Here is an 18,052-nt window from a genome sequence, read left to right on the forward strand (position 1 = left end):
CACCATGATCGTCCATCCCCGTCCCGATGTACTGCGTGTGCTCTTTACCCTCAAGGGCTCGATCGTCAAGCGCATCGCCCTGCGCTGCCTGATGGTGACCTTGCTGGCCGCCCTGATCGTGCTGATCGAGCATCACTACCCGGCCTTCTTCTACCCGGTCAGCGCCACGCCCTTCACCCTGCTGGGCCTGTCGCTGTCGATCTTCATGAGCTTTCGCAACAACGTCTGCTACGACCGCTGGTGGGAAGGCCGCAAGGCCTGGGGGCGGATGATCATCGAGGTACGTTCGTTCATTCGCGAAAGCCAGGCGATCGCCGACGAACGCCTGCGTGCCGAACTGCTGCGCGGCCTGTGCGGCTTCGCCCATGCGCTCAACGCCCGCTTGCGCAATGAGGATGAGCTGGCCGCCGCTCGGCCGTGGCTGGACCAGGGCGCCAGGATCAGCCCGCACAATACCTGCGACGGCATCCTGCGCCAGGTCGGCGAGCATTGCTCACGCCTGGCCGAGCACCAGTCGATCAGCGAATGGCGCTACACCCTGCTCGAACAACGCCTGGTGGGCCTGTCGGAAGTCCAGGCCACCTGCGAACGGATCAAGGGCACACCATTGCCCTTCCCCTATACGTTGCTGCTGCACCGCACCAGCTACATCTTCTGCGTACTGCTGCCGTTCGCCCTGGCCGAGCCGCTGGGCTGGCTGGCACCGATCTTCACCACCATCATCAGCTACACCTTCTTCGGCCTGGATGCCATCGGCAACGAGCTGGAAGACCCGTTCGGCCGTGACGAAAACGACCTGCCCACCGATGCCATGGTGCGTACCCTGGAGCGCGACGTACTGTCGGCGCTGGGGCATGAACCGCTGCCGCCGGCGCTGGTGCCGGTGGATCATGTGTTGAGCTGAGAACGACGGGGCTGCCAGGCAGCCCCCCACCTACCCCCGACTCTCACACATCCCCACCGCCTTCAGGTGCGGCACGAAATTGCATGGCCGATGCCGCGCATCGAGCTGTTCCACCAGAATCCCCTCCCAGGCCGTACGACAAGCCCCGGTCGAGCCCGGCAGGCAGCAGACCAACGTGCCGTTGGCCAACCCGGCCAAGGCCCGGCTCTGCACCGTCGAGGTACCGATATCGAGGATCGACAGCGCGCGGAACAGCTCGCCAAAGCCATCGATGCGCTTGTCCAGCAGGCAGCCCACCGCCTCGGGCGTGCTGTCGCGCCCGGTGAACCCGGTACCACCGGTGATCAGCACCACCTGCACCTGTTCATCGGCGATCCACTGGGCGACCTGAGCGCGGATCTTGTAGAGGTCATCCTTGAGCAGCGCCCGTGCCACCAGACGGTGGCCGACCTCCACCGAGCGCGTAGCCAGCAGCTCGCCCGAGGTGTCGTTGTCGAAGGTACGGGTATCGCTGACGGTCAGCACGGCGATGTTGAGCGGTACGAACACCGCGTCCGGTTTCACACTCACCTGGGGTTCCTCACGAAAGGGCATTGTCATGCCACGCTAGGGCCTAGGCCGGGTGACGTCCAATCGATATGGCGAACCGGGTTATCGAGGCCCTCTATCAATCCCCGCGCCCTGTCTGCTGCGATGCAGATGCCCTGAGGGAATTAGCGGGTCCTGTGGGAGTTTCCATGGTGCTGGACAGGCTCAAACACTTCTCAGCCGTGCCAATACGGCCCAGGCTCCGCTTGCTTCATGGGCGATTACCCAGCCCTTCGGGCTGCGCTGTCACGCAGAGAACAAGCGGCCAATGTAGCCCCTGTGGGAGCGGCGGTGCGGCGGTCCGACTTGTCCCGCGATTAGGCCGGGCCCGATATCACCGTCGCCTGGCAAGGGCTTCGCCCTTGATCGCGGGACAAGCCCGCTCCCACAGGGTGCCGCAAATCAAATGGTCATGCGTTGTTCTATGAGAGCTGGCGGAGCCTGCGAGTGGGCCGCCCCTGCCATCGCAGTGCCAAGGCAGCGTCTGCTCCACCTCGAGCATCACAGGGTCAGGACACCCGTACATCCACAGCATGGCTTGCAACACCCTGGCAGCCACACGCTAGACGATGCCCTTGCAGCACCACGGGAATCCCGTTCATCCGCCGCGTCGGGTGGCCTTCGATGAACGCGAACTCCCCCTTGTGCCTCGGGCAGGTGGCCTTGTCGCCCAGCACAGCCGGCGTCTTGCCCTTGATCGTATGGGATCCCGCCAACTGGCAGACCACCACGCGGCCGCCGCTGCTGGTAGGGTCACCCAGGCAAATAGGATGGCTCATTAGGGCAAACCATAGTTGAAAGGATCAACACCGCGATTCTTGCGGTTCTTCTCTTTGCGCGCCTCATCTGGCGGGCGGACCATCTGCACCGTCAGGCTGCCGTCCGCACCGGCGTACACCACTGCACTCGTACCGCCGTCCAGGTAGCTGGCGATGCATGCCAGGTTGATCTGCACCAGGGCGCTGCTGACACCGGTATTGCCCAGGCGGCGGCCGATGTCGTAGCCCTCTTCCACATTGCCGATGTCCAGGCCGTGGCCGTCGGTATTGAGCTCATGCAGGGCGTTGGTCAGGGCGATTTCAGCTTCGAGGTTGTCCGTGGTGTCGTAGAACACCCGCACCGGCTTGTGCCCCTTGGGCAGGGTGTCCAATGCCTCTAGCCAGCCGGCTTGCAGAGCCTTGGCCTGGAGCGCGGGTTTCAGGCGCTTGCCGTTTTCATCGTGCATCGGGACTTTGATCGGACGGTGCAGATAGCCCAGTACCGGCGAGGCGTCGAACTCATCGACCTGATGCTGGGCCCAGCGGACCGGTAGCCAGGGAGAAGGCTCGAAATGACCGGGGCCTCGGTTGCTGATGGTTTTCCAAAGTTCGGGGAGTTTGGAGTGCCAGTAGGCGGTGGACATAAGTGGTGGTATAGGATATTCAACGCCCTTGGCTCGCTCTTTGTCCCGATACCAATATAGGTGCGCTCTATTCTGCTCCCAATAGAAAGCCCACAGCTTTCCCAAATCTGTCTTCTTGTTTTGATTATTTTCCGCTTGACTGATGGCATAAGGGCGGATATAGCGATCTACTCGATCAGATCGCGCAACCAACAAGCCCATCATATTTTCATATACAACAGGCACTCCTGGATCGCTACGCAAATCCGGCGTACCTGGCTTGCGATACATATTGCGCACCACATCACCATCCTTACTAACTATTAGAGCCTCAGGCACCCTAGGATTATCATCAAAAAACTTAAATAACCTCTCAATCATGGCTTGGGCATGCGTAGTATTTTCGTCTCCCTCCCATAGAAACAGTGTGACACCCAACGTAGCCGCATTACGACCAGAGCCAATCAAGTTAGCAGCTCGGTATGCACTGCCATATGGATTAGGCGGAGCCAAGGCAAACACCGGAAGGGGCCAGTAGGCTACTGATTCGCCGGCTGAGCCTTTAAAAGCCAAGATCATTTTTATCTTACTGGAAGATATTCTGGCCGTAATGGAATCACTGTAATCCTTAGAATCGCGCGAGTAAACCGACAGAAAGTTGTCATTTTTATTTTTTATAAATTCCCATATCTTGGTTTGAGCGTCTTTGTGGATCGCAAGCCCAACCCCACGCATTTCCAATGCAAAATTCCGCGTATGCATGGCGTTCTGCTTGATGATTTTGGCTTCAAGCTCAGCCCTGCTGGCTACAAGCCTGGCCTTTTCGCTCGTCAATGCATTGAGCCACCAATGCACACTAAAAACTATGACTGCAACACCTATAATGGACGAAGCACCTAAAGCCAACAAAGGCTTAATATCACGATAGTTAACACCCTCCTGCCCCTTGGTATAAAAAATCGCCACAAAACCAAACCAGACCAAGACAAATATCGCTATCAGCAAGATGTACACCTTAAAACCAGGCCGCACACCACTTACTATCTGATCCACTTCCATAAGACAGTCTGCCTTTTTCAAGATCCAAAAATCGAGGAGGGTGGCTCCATTGACACCAGGTCAGGCGAAGGAAATTCGCCCCTTTCATAATATGAACAACTAGCTTCCACCAATCTCTTAGCTTCATTACTTAGCCGTCTCCAACCTGGCATTGCGGGAAATTTCGAAAATTCTTCATCTCCAACTCGCCAATCCGCAATCGCCACCAACACCTCCCGCAACTCCGGATCATCCAGGCAATGCGCCTGTCCAATCGCAATATCCATCGCCGTCACCCACCGATGATTTTCCGGGCTACGCAACACGGCCGAGTGGTAACTATTTTTTTCCAGCACATCGAGCTCGACCCTCATCCGTGCTCGGATTTCGTTGGGTGTTTCCTCTCGCAGAATGTCGAAATAATCCGGTGTGCCCAGTATCCAGTTACCGTATTTGCGCTCTTGCTTGAGGGCGCCGGTCTGGTCGCCAGCTTCCTTGCCTTTGTTCCAGGCAGCGCGGGCTTTTTCCAGGTCGATCCGTGCAGGCACCGAAGCGATCTTCCGCCACTGGAAACGGGCCACCGGATTACCCAGGGCATTGCTGATGCTCACGTCGTCCGGCCTGTCGAGCCCGGACTGTTCAGGTGAGCCGGGTTGCTCCTCACCTCCGAACATGTGCGGTGCATGGGGTGGATTCAGCGGCTCGCCATTGATCAAGCGCTCTTCGCCCACGGCCATGCCCCCCTGGGAGGCAAAGCCCACGAACAGGTTGTTTCCTGGATAGCGGTGCTCACCTTTGGCGCGCAGCTTGTCCGGCCCGGCCGCTTCCCCCACCCGTACCGGCTTGCCATTGCGATGGCGCTTGGTCCACAGCCGCTGGTAGAAGCGCAACGGGTGCAACGCCTGCATCGCGGGCGTTCCATCCGGCAGGGTGTCCGGCACGCCGTAGGTGCCGATGCCCTTTACGTCATCCAGGGCCACGGTGGTGTCTTCCGGGCAGAAATACAGGTACACCTTGCCGCGGTTGTCCCGCTCGGGGAAAACAGTGAGGTTGCCGACCTTGTCCTTGCGTGAACCTTGGGTCGGCGACCAACGGGGGCCGGTGCGGCCGCCGTAGGTCTGGGGATCGCGCAATGCAGACAAGGGCGGTTCGGGGTGAGGCGTGGCGGTGACCGCCTTGACGATACGCAGCAAGGTGGACAGCGTGTCGTGGTGCTTGGGCGTCACGTTCGGCAGCACGCTGTAAGGCGTATCCACCATGATCAACGTGTCCGCGCAGCGCTGGCTTTTGTCCACCAGCATGGCCTGGGCCAGCAGGGCAATCAGGGTCCCCTGGCTATGCCCGATGATGGTGATGGTCTCGTCGGGCGATACACGGCGGATCTCGCTGACGAGCATGGCCAGACGGGTGGCGGCCAGCACGAAATAACGACGATGAGGGCCCCTGCCCATGAACAAGGTATTGGGCAAGGCAAGTTGCGCCCCTTGACGCTTGAAGGCACCGAACCCCTCGCCATACATCTCCAGCAGATTGTTGGTGGCGTTTGCGAAGAAGCCGCCGCCCTTGGCGAAATGCCTGTCCAGCCGGTTTTCGAACACGTCCTGGTACTGATCACGCAGCTTGACGGGATTATCTTCCTTGTCCCGTTTTATCTCCTCCGGTGCAGCGCGATATCCCCAGTAGAACGGGATCATCAGGCTACGGGTCTTGGGGTCGTCCGTGTCGCGCTTGTAGAGATACGTATCGGGATCGTCGAGCGCGGTCCTGTCATCGTTATTGCGCTCCTCGGGAGCGCGCTTCATGGCCTTTTGGTAAACGGTCCCATACCGCCCCGCCTTCAGATCCGGCCGATCCAGACGCTCGTTGACGCCCTGACACAACCCCTCTTCCACCGCCTCGTACGAAGCCCCAGGGTCGTTCACCCCGTGCAGGAAGATCACCACCCCCGGCAGGTCGGCGGGCACCTCCAGGCTGCGATCGGTATTCGCGTTGGGGATCAGGCGTGTCTTGCACCCCGCTACGACACAGTGCTCGGACCCCTTCATTGCGCGCCTCCTTTCGAGCCGTTGTCACGCAGGGCAGCCACCTGGGCCTGGTGCATCTGGTCGCGCTCGACGCGCTCGGTCCGGCCGCTGGCGTCGGTACGGCCCTGCACGGTGCTGCCGTCCTCCAGCGTGATCCGGTAGGCATGGCTGGCTGCCAGGCGGACACTGTCCTCGGCATGCCCCGCGTAGTGGAACAGCAAGCGCTGGGCCGCCGGGTCGCGGCTGAAGACCGGGGCTTGGGCAGCATCGGTGCCGGGGCCGGTCCAGTCATGCTCGCTGGCCTTCACCGTGACCTTGCCCTGGGTACCGATCTCGATGCCGCCCCCGATCTTGATGTAGCTGCCGTCGTCGGCCACCAGGCGGATGGTGGGCGCGGTGACCACGGCCTCGCCTTCAACAGCCGAGAAGCGCAGGTCCTTTTGCGCATTGAGGGCGATGTCGTCGTCCTGGGCCTGGACCTGCACCTTGCCGCGGTTGGCAATGGCGCTGATGCCGCCGTCCTGAGCGAAGGCGCTGATTCCCTGGCCGGCCTGCAGGCGCATGGCACTACCACTGGTGAGCTGCAGGTTGTCCTGGGCAGTGGTGTCATGGTTTCCGCCGGCGTAGTGCAGCTGCGAACGCGGGGTCGCGCTGGCGATCCCCGCCTCGCCAGCCAACGCCAACAACGGATCGCCCGTCGCGTCGCTGTCCGCAGCCGGCCATTGCGCCAGGGCCTGGCGCACGGCATCGCTCCCTTGGCTGTCCACCGCCTCGCCACCGCGCGCCGCAGCAGTCTGGCCCAAGGCCCTGAACAGCTCGCCACAGTCGGCCAGCAGCTGCAGCAGCTCCTGGCGGTCCAGTTGCGCCCCCGTGGCGTCGCGGCGCGCATAGGTAGTCAGCAGCATGCCTTGGGCGGCACGCAGGGCGATGGCGGCATCGGTGCGCAACTCGGCACCGCTGCCACGGGGCTGGGCACGCCCGTCGGTGCGCGGCGTGGTGAGCTTGCCCAGGTTCAGCGCGGTGGCCTGGTGGGTACTGGCCAGGCGGGTGCGCACTGCGCCCGACGTGTCATCGAAAAGCAACTCGTTGAAGCCGCGCCCCTTGTGCTCCTGAGTCCGGATACCCGACAACGCCCGGTTGCCCGGCAGGCCAACGGCCTTGCTGAAGCGCGGCGGAACCTGCTCGGCGTTGTACAGCGCCGCCGTGATCACTGGCCGATCGATGTCACCGGCCATGAACGAAACCAGCACCTCCTGGCCGATGCGTGGCACGAACTGGTGGCCGAAACCACTGCCGGCGCTGGGCATCGCCACCCTCAGCCAGGTGGTACCCTCCGGCAGGCTGTCACCTCGCTGCCAGGGAAAGCGGACCTGGACCCGCGCCAGTTCATCGGTGAACACCTCTTCACCCTCCGGGCCCACCACGATGGCGCTGAGCGGCCCGTTGATGGTGGGGCGCGGCACGCTGAGCGGGGGGCGGTAAGGGATCTTCTTGCGGATACAGACGAAATCGTTGTCGTAGTCGGCAGGCTGGTCCGACAGGTAATTGTTACAGCCGCGATGCGTCACCGACAGCAACAGGAACTCGCGCTCGGCCTGCGCCTCGCGGTCGTGGTCGAAATGCCCGGTCAGCTCGAAGGTGTAGCCCGGGCGCATGGCCCGGCAGGTGCTGCTGCCGCGAAAGGTCTTGGCCTGGGCTTCGATGGCCTCCAGGCGGTTGCGCACCAGCAGGTTGCCTTCGTCCACGGTGCGGTGGCTGCGGGCGCCCAGGAACTCATAGACCTCGTAACTCCCGCAGTCACCCTGCTCGTTCAAGGTGTCCATCTGGATAGGCAGCCGATTGCGAGGTTGCTTGTAGTCGAAGGTCTGCAGGGCCATCCTGCCCGGCTGCAGTTCACGTTGGCTGCGCCATTGGGTGATCGAATCGGTGGGCTCGGTGACGCAGGCACTGTGGTAACGGACCTGCGGTTGCTCGGCCAGCGGTCCCAGCATCTGGGAGCAGTCGGTGATGATCAGGGTATGGTCGTCGGCGGTATGCTCGAAGTAGAAGACCAGCCCCTCCTGCTCCATCAGGCGCATCACGAAGGCAAGGTCCGTTTCACGGTATTGGGTGAGGTAGCTGTGGGGCTTGAGGTCGTGATACAGGCGGAACTCGAAGCGTGCCAAAACCCCGTAGTGGGCCAGGACCGTGCCGATCACCGTTTCCACGGTTTGGCCCTGGAAGATGCGCGAGTCGATGCGCCGCGTCAGCATCCACAACCAGGGCTGCAACTTCGCCTGGTAATAGGCCAGCCCACCATCGCTCCGTTGCAGGCTGAACATCGTGATATGGCCATGGATATAACGGGTGCCGCCGCCCGCCAGTGCTATTTCCAACTTCGCCGGCTGGCCGATCAGCGACTTGAGTTCGATGCAGGCGTCCTGGCTGAGCAACCACAACTCGAAACCGGACAGCGTGCACAGCCCTTCGTTGCCGCTGAAGCGCTCGAGCAGCAAGGCCTGCTCGCCATCGAGGGGCGTGGTCAGTTTGATCAGTCGGCGGTGTTGAGGCGAAAACACCCGTTCTAAGTCCATTTGCACTTTACTCTACTCGACCGTGAAAGAGGCAATGAAAACGCCCTCTATTTTTACACGCGAATATCCAAGCGCAACCGACTTATATTTCATTTCAAATCGTTAAGAAAACCAGGAAAATTCCTACAAATAAAAAACTCCATACACAAGAAATAGCCAAAAGCTAAACACCAAGAAAATTTTTGACAACAAAGCAGCAAAAAACAAACAATTGAACAGTTGACCTATTCCACCAGACAATGTTGAGCCGACCGCATTAAACATTGGCCAGCGCCGGAAGACTTGGTTAAGGTCTGCCCATCCCGCTTCCACCAGGCCGTACCATGGACATCAAGCAGCTCAAGTTCCTCATCGCCCTCGACCAGACCCGCCATTTCGGCCAGGCCGCGGCGCTGTGCCATATCACCCAGCCGACCCTGTCCATGCGCCTGCGCAACCTGGAGGACGAACTGGACCTGGTGCTGGTCAAGCGTGGCCAGCGCTTCGAAGGCTTCACCGAGGCCGGCGAGCGCATCCTGGCCTGGGCCCGCACCTTGCTCGCCGCCCACGATGGGTTGCAGGCCGAGGCCGCCAGCTGCCGCGGCCAGGTGGTCGGCAGCCTGCGCCTGGGCACCGTGCCGCTGGCCAGCTTCAACCCTATGCAGCTGTTGCTGCCGCTGCGCGAAAAGTTTCCGGAGCTGCACTTTCAACTCAGTTCGCTGAGCTCCGAGCAGATCATCGATGGGCTGAGCCGCAACCAGCTGGACCTTGGCATCTGCTACCTGGACCAGGTCAATGCCAGCTTCTTCGAAGTGATCGAGCTGGGCACCACCACCATGGGCCTGCTGCACGACACCCGCTACTTCGACTTCGACACACCCGAGCTGCGCTGGGAGGCCTTGGCCAACCTGCCCCTGGGCCTGCTGAGCGAAGGCATGCACTACCGCCAGTCGTTGGACCTGAGCCTGCGTAGCCGCGGCCTGGAACCGGCCGCGGTGCTGGAGAGCGACTCCACCTTCCAGCTGATCCAGGCCATCAATACCGGCATGTGCTGCGCCGTCATGCCATTGGATTGTGGGCTGGAGGAGCTGTCCGAGCACATGCGCATCCTGCCGATCGCCGATGCCAGCATCCACAGCCCGGTGGGGCTGCTGTTGCGTCGCAGCGAGCCACGCTCGGCGATTGCCGAGCAATGTTTCACCGAAGCCAAGGCGTTGTTCACTGCCACGCCCTGAGGCCTGTGTCCGGGGAGCGCTTCGCGCTCCTTTCGCGGCACAAGGCCGCTCCAGAGCCAGCGCGAGACCTGTAGGAGCGGCCTTGTGCCGCGAAAGGGCTGCGCAGCAGCCCCTGTCCATCAATGCCGGGCCAACACCGCCTCTACAGCACCCCCCGAAGGTTCCTCGTCGATCTGCGCCATGCTCAGCCGCGACGTCTCGCGCAACATCAACGAACACACCGCCACCAACCCCAGCGCCCCGGCTCCATACAACGCCACACCCAACGGGTCGTGGTCGGTAAGGATCAGAATGGCCGTAGCGATACTCGAGGCCGTGCCGCCGCCCAGCGCCGCACCGATCTGGTAGCTGGCAGAGATCCCTGAGTAACGCATGCTGCGCGGGAACTGCTCGCCGAGGAACGCCGGGATCGGCCCCTGGGTCGCCCCCATCAGCAGGCCGGTCAGGCTGTAGGCGAACAGGGCGATGGCGAAGCTCTGCATGCCCACCAGGGCGAAGAAGGCGAACAGCCCCAGGGCCATGACCAATGCGCCGAACACCATCACCGTGCGCCGGCCCAGGCGATCGGACAGGTAGCCGAACAAAGGCGCCGACAGCACGATGGCGATCGACAGGGTCAGGTCGAACATCAACGCCTGGGTGCTGCCGTAGCCCACCTGGGTGGCGTAGGTCAGGAAGAATGTGCTGCCGATATAGGCGATGGTGCAGTAACCGAAGGCGATGCCGGTGCACAGCAGCAATTGCCGTGGCCGTTGGCGCAGCGCCTCGGCCAGAGGGGCACGTACCGGCTTGGCGGCAGGTGCCGCCAGCGGCGCCGGGGCCCTGAGGCGGGCATACAGGCCGATCAGTACCAGGGTGCCACCGAGCCAGAACGGGATGCGCCAGGCGAAGTCCACCAGGTTGTCGTCGAAGGCCGCGCTGACGATGGCGAACACCGCAGCGCCAAGGATGCCGCCGACGCCGATGCCCATGCTCGTGAAGCTGCCCCACAGCCCTCGCCTACCTGGTGGTGCCGACTCGATGCCGAACAGCGCGGCACCACCCCACTCGCCGCCTGCGGCAAAACCCTGGACCAGGCGCAGCAGCACCAGCAGGACCGGCGCCATCACGCCGATGCTGGCGTGGCTGGGCAGGCAGCCGATGAGGAAGGTGCTCAGGCCCATGAGCAGCAAGGTCGCCACCAGCACCTTCTGGCGGCCGATGCGGTCACCGAAGTGGCCGAAGACCAGCCCACCCAGGGGGCGTGCGAAAAAGCCGGCACCGAAGGCGCTGAAGGCCACCAGGGTCGCGGTCAGGTGGTCCATCTGCGGGAAGAACACCTGGGGAAACACCAGCGCCGCCGCCGTGCCATAGATGATGAAGTCATAGAACTCCAGCGCAGTGCCCAGGCCGGAGACGCAGAAGGTCCGCAACGCAGACCGGGATGACGCAGGGTGGGAATGTTCCGCATGCATTGTTGTTGTTCTCGTTTTGCGGGTGCCGCCCCCACGACAGGCAGCGGCACCGGGTTGGCTCAGAAACGTTCGAAGCCGGCCTTGGCCAGTTGCAGCGGCGTGCCCGCCACGTAGTCCAGGAAACAGTGCTCGGTATCGATACCGACGCTGAGCAGCGTTTCCCAGCGTTCGGTATCCGGCATGGCCATGTCCGGGTGGAAGCAGATCGGTGCGTTGTCGCCTTCGGCGCCACACATGGCCTCGGCGCGGGCGCGCAGGTCGCTGCTGCCCATCTGGCCGATCACCTGCTCCAGGTGGCCCAGGCGGCATTGGGTGTCGGCGCGGTCGGCCACGTGCTCGCCCAGGCTCAATTGCGGGTCGAGGAAGTGGTTGGTGTGCAGCAGCCAGCCGTCCTCGCGTGGCAGCACCAGCGCAGTACGCTCGGGGCTCAGTTCGATGCTCACCGCGCGCGGGCTGCAGTCCTCGCGGGAGAACACGGTCAGCACGGTCGAGGCACTGACCCGCGCCGAACGCGCCAGCTCCACGGCTTCCTCGACGCTGCTCGCGTCCTCCAGCAGGCGCCGGGCAATGGCATGCACCGGCACCCCGCCGCTGTCGTTGTCGCTGGTGTGGTGCAGAATGTTGAAGTGCAGGCCCAGACCTGCGCTGTTCACGCCCAGCTTGGCCAGCATGCCGAATTCGCAGAACAGCTTGACCTGCATGCCACGCTCGGTGTGCAGGCCCAGCATCAGGCCATGAGGGCAGAGGCTGTCGTGCCAGTCCCAGGTCTGCAGGGTCTGCGGTGCCCACGGACCGCGAGGTGCGTGCACGGTGGTGGAACATTCGCTGTGGCGGGTGCGAGCGGCCAGCACCTCAGTGCGTGCGTTCAAGCTCGCCAGTTGCCACAGCGCAAGGTCCGCGCCCCTGGCCATGCCGACCACTTCCGCCGCCAGGTTCGGGCTCCAGGCTTCCAGGGCTGCCAGGCTGTTCTCGCCGATGCGCTGGGCCTCGCGCAGCGACACGCCGACCCGAGGGAAGAAGTCCAGGTACAGCTGGGTGGTCTGGCGGATCTGCTCGGCGAAACGTTCGCCGATCTGGCGACCGCGCTCGGCGGGGTTGCGGATGTCGGTGACGAGGGTGTGGATCTTCACTGCGGGGGAACTCCTGGTACAGCGGGCTCAAGGCATCGTTGCTGTTTGGGAAAGAGTGGAATGCCTGCTCAGGCGACCACCCTTAGCCTAGCGAGCCGCCTCCCGCCGATCATCCTCACACCCCGCACAACTTTTGTGCCCAGGCGGAAAAACTCAGCCCCGCTCAGCTGCCTCCAGGCCCTGCCCCCGCAGGTGTTCGTGCAGCAAGGCGATGAAGGCCTGCACCTTGCGCGTGTTGCGTCGGTGCGGCAGGTACAGCACATGCACCCAGGGCCCGAACGCGCTCAAGGCCCGCCAGTAGTCGGGCAGCACTTCCACCAGTTGGCCCTTGGCCAGGTAGGGGGCGGCGCACCAAGTGGGCACGAACTGCAGGCCCTGGCCATCGAGCAGGCAGGCCAGCAGGAAGTCGAAGTTGTCGCTGACCAACTTGGGCGTGGGCTGGCGCACGCGCAGGGTCTGGCCGCCCTGCTCGATCCACCAGTAGCTGCGGTTGAGCAACGGGTGACGCAGCAGCAGCCAGTCGTGCTGGGCGTAGTTCTCCAGGGTGATCGAGTCGCCCCGCCGGGCCAGGTAGTCGGGGCTGGCACAGAGGATCACGCGGTTCTCGATCAGCGGCTGGGCGATCAGTTCAGGCTGGTCGGTGGGGCCGTCGCGCAGCGACAGGTCGTAGCCGCCGTCGATCAGGTCTTCATTGGCATCGTTGAGGTTCACCTCCAGGCGCACCTGCGGGTGTTCGCGCATGAACCGGCAGCATACCTGGTTGAGAAATGCCGGGCCGAACGACGGCGGCGCGGTGATGCGCAAGGTGCCCCGCAGCTCGTGCTGCAGCTGTTCCACTTCCTCGGTCACCAGTTGCAGGTGCATCAATGCCTGGCGCGCGCCTTCCAGGTACAGGGTGCCGGCTTCGGTGAGCGCCATGCGCCGGGTGGTGCGCTCGAACAGGCGCACGCCCAGTTCGGTTTCCAGGTGGGCGACGGCCTTGGTGATGGCCGAGGGGGTCTTGCCCAACTGCTCGGCGGCACGGCTGAAACTGCCGTGCTCGGCGGCGGCGACGAAAATGGTCAGGGCCGTCATTTTGTCCATGGTTTCTTCCTGTTCGGCACAAGCGAGGCAATGCGAAGGCGCGGCGAGTATCTGCGCCTTTTCATCAAACCGGCAAATGCCGCGCGATTTGAATAGGCACCGGCAGGCCCGGGCTTTGCACCACGGCAATCATAGGCGACGGATTATTTCCCCAGCGCGAAAAAAGTTGTGCCTGCCGTCGCATTTAATCGCCCTTGCGCCTTGGCTAGGCTGCGGCCCCATCACAACAAGAACGAGGCATCGAATGAAGCAGCTCCTGAAGATGGCGATCAGCGCCGGCCTGGCCTGCACCGCCCTGCCAGGCTTCGCGGCGGTCGACCTGATCCTGCACAACGCCAAGGTCTATACCGCCGAGCCAGGCCAGCCGTTGCAGCAGGCCGTGGCAGTCGAGGGCCAGAAGATCGTCGCGGTGGGTTCCGACCAGGCCGTGCTGCGCCTGAAGGTCAGTGGCACGCAGGTGATCGACCTGGGCGGCAAGGTGCTGATGCCAGGCATGCTCGACTCCCACTCCCATGCGATCAAGGGCGGCCTGCAGTTGGAGCTGGCCAACCTGGCCGGCGAGCAGCTGCCCCTCGACGAGCTGGAGCAGCGCCTGCGCCAGTGGCGCCAGGATGGCAAGGCGGTACGTGGCGAATTCCTCTCCGTCGGTGGCGTGCCGGGCACCTACTGGGACGACATCCCGGCCCTGGAGCAACGCTTCAACCATGGCGAATGGGCCGGGCAGCCGATCCTCCTGGCGGCCAACGACATGCACACCGGCTGGGCCAACCAGGCCATGCTCGAGCGCGCCGGGATCGATGCAAAGACCATCGCGGCGCTGCCCGCCGAGGCACGCAACACCATCGGCCAGCACCCGGACGGTACCCCGAACGGCTTTCTCGCCGACGCCAGCTACTACCCGGTGACCGACCTGCTGCCGCCGCTGAGCCATGACACCCTGATGACCGCCGGGCGCATGGCCCTGGACTACAACAAGCAGCTGGGCATCACCGGCTGGATGGACCCACTGGCCAACGAACTGCCAGGGGCCGACGTCAACAACGATTCGCTGGGCGTGCTGCCAGTCTACAAGGCCCTTTCCGAGCGCGGCGAGCTGACCGCCCACGTCGCCGCCCTGCTGATGGCCGACTCCAAGGCGCGCCCTGCCGACCTGGACGAGCTGGACAAGGTGCGCCAGCAGTTTCTTGGCGTAGAAAACCTCACCCTGCCGGGCATCAAGGTGTTCGCCGACGGCGTTGCCGAGGCCCCGGCACAGACCGCGGCGATGCTCGAGCCTTACAAGAACTCCGGGCAGAACGGCGAACTGCTGCTGGACCCGAAACACTTCGGCGAGCTGGTCAGCGCCGCCGATGCCCGCGGCTGGCTGGTGCACGTGCACGCCATCGGCGACCGCGCCGTGCGCGAGGCGCTCAACGGTGTGGAGCAGGCTCGGCGCGAGCGCCACAGCGGCATCCCCCACTCCATCACCCATTTGCAGATGGTCAACCCGAAGGAATACGCCCGCTTCAAGGGCCTGGACGTGATCGCTTCGATGCAGCTGTACTGGGCCAGCGCCGACGAGAACAACCTCGACCTGGTCAAGCCGTATGTCGACGCCATGGCCTTCATGCATACCTTCCCGGCCCGGTCGCTGTTGAAGAACGGTGCGACCATCGCCGGGGCCAGCGATTGGCCGATCACCACGCCGGAGCCGTGGAAGGCGATCTACCAGGCGATCAGCCGCAAGGGCCCCAAGGGTGTGCTCAACGCCGAAGAGGCCATCGACCGCGAAACCATGTTCCAGGCCTACACCCTCAATGCCGCGCGGGCCATGCGCCTGGAACAGCAGGTCGGCTCGCTCAAGGTCGGCAAGCAGGCGGACATGATCGTCCTCGACCGCGACGTGCTCACCGTCGAGCCTGAAGCACTGCGTGACACCCAGGTGCTGCAGACCTGGTTTGCCGGCAAGCAGATCTACCAGCGCTGATCGCGTCCGGCCGTCCTACAGCGCTGGCCTTTTCGCGGGTAAACCCGCTCCCACGAGCACGACACAGGTCCCTGTGGGAGCGGGTTCACCCGCGAACGCCACACCCCGCTTCACGTACACAACAACAATAAATGGAAAGCCTCGAATGACCCCACGCACCCTCATCGCGGGCGGCCTGCTGGCCTGTGCCCCGCTCGCCCATGCCATCGACCTCGACGACGACTTCAGCCTCGAGGCCAAGGTCGGCATCTTCAGCGACTACCGCACCCGCGGCATCTCCCAGACCCAGAACGATCCGGCCCTTCAAGGCTCGCTGACCCTCGCCCACAGCAGCGGCCTGTACGCCGGGGTCTGGAGCTCCAACGTCGACTTCGGCTTCGGCAGCCGCACCCGCCAGGAGCTGGACTACTACGCCGGCTACTTCTGGCAGATCAGCGACGATGTCACCCTCGACACCTCGTACATCAAGTACGTCTACCCTCGCCAGGGCAACTTCAACTACGGCGAGTACCATGCCGAACTGCGTGCCTGGGGTGTGCTGCTGGGCGGCAACTACTCGGACGACTTCAATGGCGACCAGTCGATGCTCTACAGCTATGTCGGCTATGGCACCCTGCTGCCCCATGACATCGGCCTGGAAGTGCGCTATGGGCGCAACGACTACAAGGACCCGAGCTGGTTCGCCAACGACGGCAGCAGCCGCAACGCCTACCACGAATGGGAAGTGGAACTGAGCCGCACGATGCTGTCGCTGGACTGGTCGCTCAGCTACATCGACACCAACCTGTCCCAGGCAGAATGTGCCAGCTACCTGGGCTTCAAGGACGTCTGCTCGGCCACGCTGGTTGCCTCGGTCAGCAAAGGTTTCTGATCGATAGCACCTGGCGTGGCTATACCGCGAAAGGGCTGCACAGCAGCCCCAATCAAGCCTGATGTGGCTCACCTGGCGCCTTGAGCGAAAACCGACACACCGCCCCACCACGCAACATGCACTCCTGATGCACCGCCTCCCCCCCGCCCAAGGCCCCGATCAACGCCAGGTCCAGCTCGCACACCACCGGGTGGGCCTTGGCCAGGTGGTGGAACACGCAGTTGTGGGCCACGATCTCAGCCTCGCCGGACGAACGAAAGAACACCTGCGCCTCGTAGCCGGCATTGTTCATGTGCTCGACGATGCGCGCCTCGTCGACCACCTTCTGCTCCATGCCCTCGGCCATCTTGCGCCCCAGGTTGCGCATCAACGCCAACAGCGCGTCCTGGCCGATCAGCCCGGCGACTTCGTCGATCAGCAGGTTGGCCAGCAGCGGATACTGCCGTGGAAACAACTCCCGGGCGTGGTCGGTGAGCTGGTGCAGCTGCTCCGGGCGCCGCCCGGTAGGCCGGGTGGCGCCGCGTTGGACCAGGCCGTCACGCTCCAGCGCCGCCAGGTGCTGGCGCACCGCAGTGCGGGTGACCGCCAGGGCCTGCGACAGCTCGTCGATGCTCATGCCTCCAGGCTGGTAGAGCAACGCGTTGAGCAGGTCCTGCTGGGTACGGCCCAAGCCTTCGAGCATCGGGTTGCCTCCTTGTTCAGAACTTGTCCGGGAACTGCTTGACCAGCGCGCCGGCCAGGGCATCGGCCAAGGCCTGCATGTGCTGGCGCATCATCTGCCAGGTCTGCGCCTCGCCGGCATAGTCACCGGCGGCGAACTGGTCGATCTGCGACAGGTGATGCCCGCCGTGGGCGGTGAGCATCGACAGCAGGGTCTGCTCCGGCAGGTAGGGGTTGGCCTTGGCCAGGAAGGCAGACAACGCCTTGGCATTGGTTGACAGCTCGTTGATGGCCGTTTGCTTACCGGCCTTGTCCTTGGCCACGGTCGCATCGCTGTAGTGTTTCACGGCGCCCCAGTGCCCGGCCAGCAGCTTGAGCAACTGGTCGGCGGCGGACTGGCCGTACAGCGGGGCGATGCTGTTGGCGATGGTGGTGGCATTGCCCACCACCTGCTTGGCGGCGACCTCGGCTTGCTTGTGGTTACCCGCCTGGTTGGCCATGGCGTAGTTCCTGACCCAGAACACATGCTCGACCCAGAGGTCGCGCAGGGCCAGGCGCGTGGTCAGCGCGGCGGAGTCGGTGGTGGGAGAAGCAGCGGGGGCAGAAGTTTGGCTCCAGGCTGGCTGGGCGCACAGGGCCAGCAGCAGCAAGGCGGCGATCTTGAGATTCATGGCAGCACCCTCGGGTGGGATTGGACTGACAAGAATAATTTAAGCATCAAAATATGTTTTTATTAGGGCCAAGCGGGAATTCCGATCAATGGTCTTACCGACCTGCACGCTTTCCTCTGTAGGAGCGGGCTTGCCCCGCGATCGGCTGCGCAGCAGCCGCGAACCAGGCCACGTTGTGTCTGCCTGGCACATCGATGTGGCAGGTTTTATGGCTGCTGCGCAGCCTATCGCCGGCAAGCCGGCTCCCACAGGTGCGAAAACAGCGCAGGACTGGTGGGAGCCGGCTTGCCGGCGATTGGGCCGCCTCAGATCCTGAAGCTGCCCACCAGCTGCTTCAAACGCCCCGCCTGCTGGCTCAGGGCATCGCAATGGCGCAGGGTTTCGTTGAGGTTCTCCACCCCTTGCTGGTTGAGGCTGTTGATCTGGGTGATGTCCAGGTTCAGGCTCTCGACCACCGCGCTCTGCTCCTCGGTGGCGGTGGCCACCGACTGGTTC

15 protein-coding genes are annotated in these 18,052 nt (G+C 63.4%); 4 read left to right on the plus strand and 11 right to left on the minus strand.

Annotated features, from left to right (window positions below):
* Positions 1–4: 4 nt before the first annotated feature.
* Positions 5–904, plus strand: coding sequence for a bestrophin family protein (locus tag ACNFCI_RS16130; protein WP_368829707.1), 900 nt, complete (start codon positions 5–7; stop codon positions 902–904).
* 30 nt (positions 905–934) lie between these two features.
* Here ACNFCI_RS16130 and moaB read toward each other — a convergent pair whose 3' ends face one another.
* The 5 genes from moaB to ACNFCI_RS16155 all read right to left on the minus strand — a co-directional run bounded on the left by moaB (position 935) and on the right by ACNFCI_RS16155 (position 8,508).
* On the minus strand, positions 935–1,474 hold the full coding sequence (moaB, locus tag ACNFCI_RS16135) for a molybdenum cofactor biosynthesis protein B (protein ID WP_084858368.1): 540 nt from the start codon (positions 1,472–1,474) through the stop codon (positions 935–937).
* Positions 1,475–2,001: 527 nt separating this feature from the next.
* Positions 2,002–2,271: a PAAR domain-containing protein gene (locus ACNFCI_RS16140; RefSeq protein ID WP_084858367.1), complete on the minus strand. Its 270-nt coding sequence runs from the start codon at positions 2,269–2,271 to the stop codon at positions 2,002–2,004.
* The gene (locus ACNFCI_RS16145) at positions 2,271–3,932 is read right to left on the minus strand and encodes a type VI lipase adapter Tla3 domain-containing protein (RefSeq protein ID WP_368829708.1); all 1,662 of its coding nucleotides are present in this window, start codon (positions 3,930–3,932) and stop codon (positions 2,271–2,273) included. Before ACNFCI_RS16145 ends, ACNFCI_RS16140 begins: the two co-directional genes overlap by 1 nt.
* Before the next feature lie 17 nt (positions 3,933–3,949).
* Positions 3,950–5,956 carry an effector protein Tle3 domain-containing protein gene (locus ACNFCI_RS16150; RefSeq protein WP_368829709.1) on the minus strand — a complete coding sequence of 669 codons (2,007 nt, stop codon included), beginning with the start codon at positions 5,954–5,956 and terminating at the stop codon, positions 3,950–3,952.
* Entirely contained in the window at positions 5,953–8,508 is a 2,556-nt protein-coding gene (locus tag ACNFCI_RS16155; protein WP_416768057.1) for a type VI secretion system Vgr family protein, read from the minus strand. Before ACNFCI_RS16155 ends, ACNFCI_RS16150 begins: the two co-directional genes overlap by 4 nt.
* A gap of 323 nt (positions 8,509–8,831) precedes the next feature.
* Here ACNFCI_RS16155 and ACNFCI_RS16160 point away from each other — a divergent pair, with 323 nt between their 5' ends.
* Positions 8,832–9,722 (plus strand): LysR family transcriptional regulator, encoded by an 891-nt coding sequence (locus ACNFCI_RS16160; protein WP_368829711.1) that lies wholly within the window; start codon positions 8,832–8,834, stop codon positions 9,720–9,722.
* Positions 9,723–9,841: 119 nt separating this feature from the next.
* On the opposite strand, the gene ACNFCI_RS16165 is transcribed toward ACNFCI_RS16160, so the two are convergent.
* The 3 genes from ACNFCI_RS16165 to ACNFCI_RS16175 all read right to left on the minus strand — a co-directional run bounded on the left by ACNFCI_RS16165 (position 9,842) and on the right by ACNFCI_RS16175 (position 13,389).
* Positions 9,842–11,176, minus strand: coding sequence for an MFS transporter (locus ACNFCI_RS16165; protein WP_324819213.1), 1,335 nt, complete (start codon positions 11,174–11,176; stop codon positions 9,842–9,844).
* A 59-nt stretch (positions 11,177–11,235) separates the two neighbouring features.
* A complete protein-coding gene (locus ACNFCI_RS16170; RefSeq protein WP_368829712.1) occupies positions 11,236–12,306 on the minus strand; it encodes a C45 family autoproteolytic acyltransferase/hydolase in 1,071 nt (356 codons plus the stop codon).
* Between the two features lie 153 nt (positions 12,307–12,459).
* Positions 12,460–13,389: a LysR family transcriptional regulator gene (locus ACNFCI_RS16175; protein WP_224456531.1), complete on the minus strand. Its 930-nt coding sequence runs from the start codon at positions 13,387–13,389 to the stop codon at positions 12,460–12,462.
* 244 nt (positions 13,390–13,633) lie between these two features.
* On the opposite strand from ACNFCI_RS16175, the gene ACNFCI_RS16180 reads away from it, so the two are divergent.
* The gene (locus ACNFCI_RS16180; RefSeq protein WP_368829713.1) at positions 13,634–15,355 is read left to right on the plus strand and encodes an amidohydrolase; all 1,722 of its coding nucleotides are present in this window, start codon (positions 13,634–13,636) and stop codon (positions 15,353–15,355) included.
* A gap of 145 nt (positions 15,356–15,500) precedes the next feature.
* A complete protein-coding gene (locus tag ACNFCI_RS16185) occupies positions 15,501–16,226 on the plus strand; it encodes a TorF family putative porin (RefSeq protein ID WP_368829714.1) in 726 nt (241 codons plus the stop codon).
* A gap of 52 nt (positions 16,227–16,278) precedes the next feature.
* Here the strand turns inward: ACNFCI_RS16185 and ACNFCI_RS16190 are convergent, their stop codons facing one another.
* The 3 genes from ACNFCI_RS16190 to ACNFCI_RS16200 form a co-directional block, all read right to left on the minus strand.
* On the minus strand, positions 16,279–16,908 hold the full coding sequence (locus tag ACNFCI_RS16190) for a helix-turn-helix transcriptional regulator (RefSeq protein WP_084858356.1): 630 nt from the start codon (positions 16,906–16,908) through the stop codon (positions 16,279–16,281).
* A gap of 16 nt (positions 16,909–16,924) precedes the next feature.
* Positions 16,925–17,557, minus strand: a complete 633-nt coding sequence (locus ACNFCI_RS16195) for a hypothetical protein (protein ID WP_368829715.1) — start codon at positions 17,555–17,557, stop codon at positions 16,925–16,927.
* A gap of 305 nt (positions 17,558–17,862) precedes the next feature.
* On the minus strand, positions 17,863–18,052 hold a 190-nt coding region (locus ACNFCI_RS16200; RefSeq protein WP_324724994.1), incomplete at its 5' end, for a hypothetical protein.

It is taken from the genome of Pseudomonas sp. NY15356, assembly GCF_048068175.1.
GTDB lineage: Bacteria > Pseudomonadota > Gammaproteobacteria > Pseudomonadales > Pseudomonadaceae > Aquipseudomonas > Aquipseudomonas putida_K.

What these genes read in the sequence shown, in the direction of transcription:
- ACNFCI_RS16130 (WP_368829707.1), top strand. Translation starts at nt 5, where the DNA reads ATGATCGTCCATCCCCGTCCCGATGTACTGCGTGTGCTCTTTACCCTC.
- ACNFCI_RS16140 (WP_084858367.1), bottom strand. Translation starts at nt 2,271, where the DNA reads ATGAGCCATCCTATTTGCCTGGGTGACCCTACCAGCAGCGGCGGCCGC.
- ACNFCI_RS16145 (WP_368829708.1), bottom strand. Translation starts at nt 3,932, where the DNA reads ATGGAAGTGGATCAGATAGTAAGTGGTGTGCGGCCTGGTTTTAAGGTG.
- ACNFCI_RS16150 (WP_368829709.1), bottom strand. Translation starts at nt 5,956, where the DNA reads ATGAAGGGGTCCGAGCACTGTGTCGTAGCGGGGTGCAAGACACGCCTG.
- ACNFCI_RS16155 (WP_416768057.1), bottom strand. Translation starts at nt 8,508, where the DNA reads ATGGACTTAGAACGGGTGTTTTCGCCTCAACACCGCCGACTGATCAAA.
- ACNFCI_RS16160 (WP_368829711.1), top strand. Translation starts at nt 8,832, where the DNA reads ATGGACATCAAGCAGCTCAAGTTCCTCATCGCCCTCGACCAGACCCGC.
- ACNFCI_RS16165 (WP_324819213.1), bottom strand. Translation starts at nt 11,176, where the DNA reads ATGCATGCGGAACATTCCCACCCTGCGTCATCCCGGTCTGCGTTGCGG.
- ACNFCI_RS16175 (WP_224456531.1), bottom strand. Translation starts at nt 13,389, where the DNA reads ATGGACAAAATGACGGCCCTGACCATTTTCGTCGCCGCCGCCGAGCAC.
- ACNFCI_RS16180 (WP_368829713.1), top strand. Translation starts at nt 13,634, where the DNA reads ATGAAGCAGCTCCTGAAGATGGCGATCAGCGCCGGCCTGGCCTGCACC.
- ACNFCI_RS16185 (WP_368829714.1), top strand. Translation starts at nt 15,501, where the DNA reads ATGACCCCACGCACCCTCATCGCGGGCGGCCTGCTGGCCTGTGCCCCG.
- ACNFCI_RS16190 (WP_084858356.1), bottom strand. Translation starts at nt 16,908, where the DNA reads ATGCTCGAAGGCTTGGGCCGTACCCAGCAGGACCTGCTCAACGCGTTG.
- ACNFCI_RS16195 (WP_368829715.1), bottom strand. Translation starts at nt 17,557, where the DNA reads ATGAATCTCAAGATCGCCGCCTTGCTGCTGCTGGCCCTGTGCGCCCAG.